The sequence below is a fragment of the Nocardiopsis trehalosi NBRC 14201 genome (genome assembly GCF_001552555.1).
Classification (GTDB): domain Bacteria; phylum Actinomycetota; class Actinomycetes; order Streptosporangiales; family Streptosporangiaceae; genus Nocardiopsis_B; species Nocardiopsis_B trehalosi.
In genome coordinates this window covers 1-4,398 of the sequence record NZ_BCRK01000293.1, presented here as the reverse complement: position 1 = coordinate 4,398, position 4,398 = coordinate 1, and the positions used below count along the sequence as shown (strand labels likewise).

At 74.8% G+C, this 4,398-nt stretch carries 3 protein-coding genes; 2 read left to right on the top strand and 1 reads right to left on the bottom strand.

Annotation, left to right across the window (positions count from 1 at the left end; translation table 11 throughout):
• Positions 1-107 precede the first annotated feature (107 nt).
• Positions 108-1,340, bottom strand: coding sequence for a DUF349 domain-containing protein (locus tag NT8_RS27375; RefSeq protein WP_067975805.1), 1,233 nt, complete (start codon positions 1,338-1,340; stop codon positions 108-110).
• A 426-nt stretch (positions 1,341-1,766) separates the two neighbouring features.
• Between NT8_RS27375 and NT8_RS27370 the strand changes: the two genes are divergently transcribed.
• Positions 1,767-2,444 carry an MBL fold metallo-hydrolase gene (locus NT8_RS27370; RefSeq protein ID WP_067975803.1) on the top strand — a complete coding sequence of 226 codons (678 nt, stop codon included), beginning with the start codon at positions 1,767-1,769 and terminating at the stop codon, positions 2,442-2,444.
• Between the two features lie 190 nt (positions 2,445-2,634).
• Positions 2,635-4,371 (top strand): aspartate--tRNA ligase, encoded by a 1,737-nt coding sequence (gene aspS / locus NT8_RS27365; RefSeq protein ID WP_067975800.1) that lies wholly within the window; start codon positions 2,635-2,637, stop codon positions 4,369-4,371.
• Positions 4,372-4,398 lie beyond the last annotated feature (27 nt).

Sequence of the window (4,398 nt, the reverse complement as noted above, 5' to 3'; positions counted from 1 at the left end):
CATCCACAAAACACTCCCTAGCCCCCGCAGCGCCCGCACACAGCGCCCGTACACAGCGAAGCGGCCCGCCGACACCGTCGACGGGCCGCTCCACGTGCGGACGGGCGTCAGCTCATCTCGTCGCGCGCCTTCTCGGCCTCGTCCAGCCAGGACCGCCGGGCGGCGATGGCGTCCTCGGCCTCGCGGACCCGCCGGTCGTCGCCCTTGGCCCGCGCCGCGTCCCGGTCGGACTCCAGCTGCGCGATGGAGTCGCGCAGCATGGTGATCGTGGCCTCCGCGCGCGCCCGCGCCTCGGGGTTGGTGCGCTGCCACTCCTGGTCCTCGGCGCGGCGCACCTGCTCCTCGACGCGGCGGAACGCCCCCTCCAACCGGTCGCGGGAGTCGCGGGGGAGCGCCCCGGCCTCCTCCCACGCCTCCTGGAACTCGCGCAGCCGCGCCCGCGCCTCGCGCGGGTCGCGGATCTCGGCCAGTTCGCGGCGCGCGTCCTCCAGGATGCGCTCCTTGGCCTCGGCGTTGACCCGCAGCTCGGCGTCGCGCTCGGCGAACACCGCGTTGCGCGCCTGGAAGAACCGGTCCTGGGCGCCCTTGAACCGCGCCCACAGCCGGTCCTCGCTGGCCCGGTCGGCGCGGCCGCTCGCCTTCCACTGCTGCATGAGGTCGCGGTAGCGGCTCGCCGTGGGCCCCCAGTCGGTGGACTCGGCCAGCGTCTCGGCCTCGGCGACGATCCGCTCCTTGTCCTCACGGATCTGCTCGCGCTGCTGGTCCAGCCCGGCGAAGTACGCCTTGCGGCGCTTGGAGAAGGCGTTGCGGGCGGCGGACATCCGCTTCCACAGCGCCTGCTCGGTGGGCCGGTCCGCGCGCGGCGCCGCCTTCCACTCGTCGATGAGCTGGCGCATCCGCTCGCCGCCCGACTTCCAGTGCGTGGTCTCCTCGGCCACCCGCTCGGCCTCGGCGACGATCCGCTCCTTGACGTCGCGGGCCTCGTGCCGGGCCTGCTCCTGGGCGTGCTTCTGCTCGACCTTGCGCTCCTCGGCGCGCTCCGCGAGGACGTCGAGCCGGCGGCCCAGCGCGTCGAGGTCGCCCACGGCGTGCGCCTCGCGGACGGCCGTGCGCAGCTTCTCGATGCTGGCGAGCGCCTGGGCGGCGGACAGGTCGGTCGTGGCCAGCCGCTTCTCCAGCAGCTCCACCTCGGTCACCAGGGAGTCGTACTTGCGGCGGAAGAACGCCAGGGCCTCCTCGGGCGCGCCGGCCTGCCACGATCCGACGACCCGCTCACCCTCGTTCGTGCGCACGTAGACCGTGCCGTCGTCGTCTACGCGGCCCCAGGGGTCCGTGGTCACCGTGTCCTCCAGAGGTCGTCAGCCCGGCGCCGATCGCCGGGTCCGGTTGGCCGGCCAGTGTCCCCCGGGCACACCGTGTGCGGGAACCGCCGTGACTAAGCACCATATCCGCAGCATCGGGGGGAGATACCGCGGCGTGCCTCCGCCGTCGCCGCGTCTGAGGCGGCGTGCCCGCCGCGTCGGTCCCGGGACCGCGGCCCCGGGCGACGGGGACCAATATGGCACTGTCGGGCCGATTGGCAAAGAGTCGTCCGCCGCGCGGTGATCGAATGGTGATGAACCCGCGAACCGGCACGGTAGCGGCCGCGCCGGCGACCCGGTCGCCCCGCCGGTCCGACCTCGGTAGGCTCGGTCCCACGACCGGTGCGGCCGCGTCCCGTGTGCCGCGGCCGCCAGGGACCACTGAGGAAGAGGACACCGCCCACCGTGCTCATCGCCGCCTTCCCCGCCGGGCCGCTCGCCGCGAACTGCTACGTCGCCGCCCCGGGGTCGGGCGCCGACTGCGTCGTCGTCGACCCCGGCCAGGACGCGCTGCCCGGCCTGACCGCCCTCCTGGCCGAGCACGGCCTCACGCCCGCCGCGGTCCTCCTCACCCACGGCCACTTCGACCACGTGTGGTCGGCGGCCGAGGTCGGCGACGCCCACGGCGTCCCCGTGCACATCCACCCGGCCGACCGCCCGCTGCTCACCGACCCCGCCAAGGGCGTCGACCCCGCCCTGGCCGCCCGGCTGGCCGACCTCCTCGGCGGGCCCCCGGCCGAACCCGCCCGCGTCGCCGAGGTCGGCGACGGCGACGTCCTCTCCTTCGCGGGGCTGGAGTTCACGGTCGCGCACGCCCCCGGCCACACCCCGGGCTCCGTCGTCTACGCGCTGCCCGGCGGCGGCGACCCCGACGTCCTGTTCACCGGCGACCTGCTGTTCGCCGGCTCGGTCGGCCGCACCGACTTCCCCGGCGGCGACCCCGCCGCCCTGCTGGACAGCGTCGACCGGGTCTGCCTGTCCCGGCCCGACGCCACCCACGTGCTCCCCGGGCACGGGCCGCGCACCACCGTCGGCCGCGAGCGCGCGGCCAACCCGTTCCTGCGCGATACCGGCCGCACCTGACCGGCCCTGTCCGCCCCGGCGCGCGCCGCGCGCCGCACCCCGGGAGAGCACCGATGGCCCCCTTGGCCTCCCCGCCGTCCGCGGCCTCCTTCGCGCGCCGAGATAGCGGCACCGGTCCCCGAACCGGGACCGGACCTCCGCGCACGTCGGGCAAGATGAACACGTAACGCAACGTCGAAGGAGAACCCCGTTGATCCGCACGCATGACGCCGGCGCCCTCCGCGCCGGCGACGCCGACGCCACCGTCGTCCTCGCCGGGTGGGTCGCGCGCCGCCGCGACCACGGCGGCGTCGTCTTCCTGGACCTGCGCGAGGCATCCGGCGTGGTCCAGGTCGTCGTCCGCGAGGACGACCTCGCCCACGACCTGCGTGCCGAGTACTGCGTCAAGGTCACCGGCACGGTTCGCGTCCGGCCCGAGGGCAACGAGAACCCCGACATCCCCACCGGCGCGGTCGAGGTCGTGGCCGACGAGATCGAGGTGCTGAGCGAGGCCGCCCCGCTGCCGTTCCCGCTCGACGGCTCGCAGGACGTGTCGGAGGAGGCGCGGCTGCGCTACCGCTACCTCGACATCCGCCGCCCCGAGCGCGCCGCCGCGCTGCGCGCCCGCTCCACCGCCAGCTACGTCGTGCACGACGTCATGCGCGAGCACGGGTTCGCCAACGTCGAGACCCCGTACCTGACCCGGTCCACGCCCGAGGGCGCCCGCGACTTCCTGGTGCCGGTCCGGCTGCAGCCCGGCCACTGGTACGCGCTGCCGCAGTCGCCGCAGCTGTTCAAGCAGCTGCTGATGGTCGGCGGCATGGAGCGCTACTACCAGATCGCCCGGTGCTTCCGCGACGAGGACTTCCGCGCCGACCGCCAGCCCGAGTTCACCCAGATCGACATCGAGATGAGCTTCGTCGACCAGGAGGACGTCATCCGGGTCGGCGAGGAGCTGGTCGCGCGGCTGTGGCGCGAGGTCATCGGCCACGAGATCGAGCTGCCGCTGCGCCGGATGCCGTTCCTGGAGGCCATGGACCGGTTCGGCTCGGACAAGCCCGACCTCCGCTTCGGCCTGGAGCTGCGCGAGCTCACCGCCTTCTTCGCCGACACCCCGTTCCGGGTGTTCCAGGCCCCCTACGTCGGCGCGGTCGTCATGCCCGGCGGCGCCGGGCAGACCCGGCGCGAGCTGGACGCCTGGCAGGACTGGGCGAAGGCGCGCGGCGCCAAGGGCCTGGCCTACGTGCTGGTGCAGGAGGACGGCACCCTCGGCGGCCCGGTCGCCAAGAACCTCTCCGAGGCCGAGCGTGCCGGGCTCGCCGCCGAGGTCGGCGCCGCCCCGGGCGACGCCGTGTTCTTCGCCGCCGGCGCCCGCCGCGCCTCCCAGGAGCTGCTGGGGGCCGCGCGGCTGGAGATCGGCCACCGGCAGGACCTCATCGACACCTCGAAGTGGTCGTTCCTGTGGGTCGTGGACGCCCCGATGTTCGAGGAGGACGGCGAGGGCGGCTGGACCCCGGTCCACCACCCCTTCACCGGCCCCAAGCCGGAGTGGGCCGACACCTTCGACCAGGACCCGGGCAGCGCGCTGGCCTACGCCTACGACATGGTGTGCAACGGCTCCGAGATCGGCGGCGGGTCCATCCGTATCCACCGCGCCGAGATGCAGCAGCGCGTGTTCCAGACGCTGGGCATCGGCAAGGCCGAGGCCGAGTCGAAGTTCGGCTTCCTGCTGGAGGCGTTCAAGTTCGGCCCGCCGCCGCACGGGGGCATCGCGTTCGGCTGGGACCGGATCATCGCCCTGCTCACCGGCGGCGACTCCATCCGCGACGTCATCGCGTTCCCCAAGACGGCGTCCGGCGGCGACCCGCTGACCGGGGCGCCCACGCCGATCACGGCCACGCAGCGCCGCGACGCCGGGGTCGACGCCGACCCCGGGGCGCAGCGCTAGGACGGGCCCGGCGGGCGGAGCCCGCCC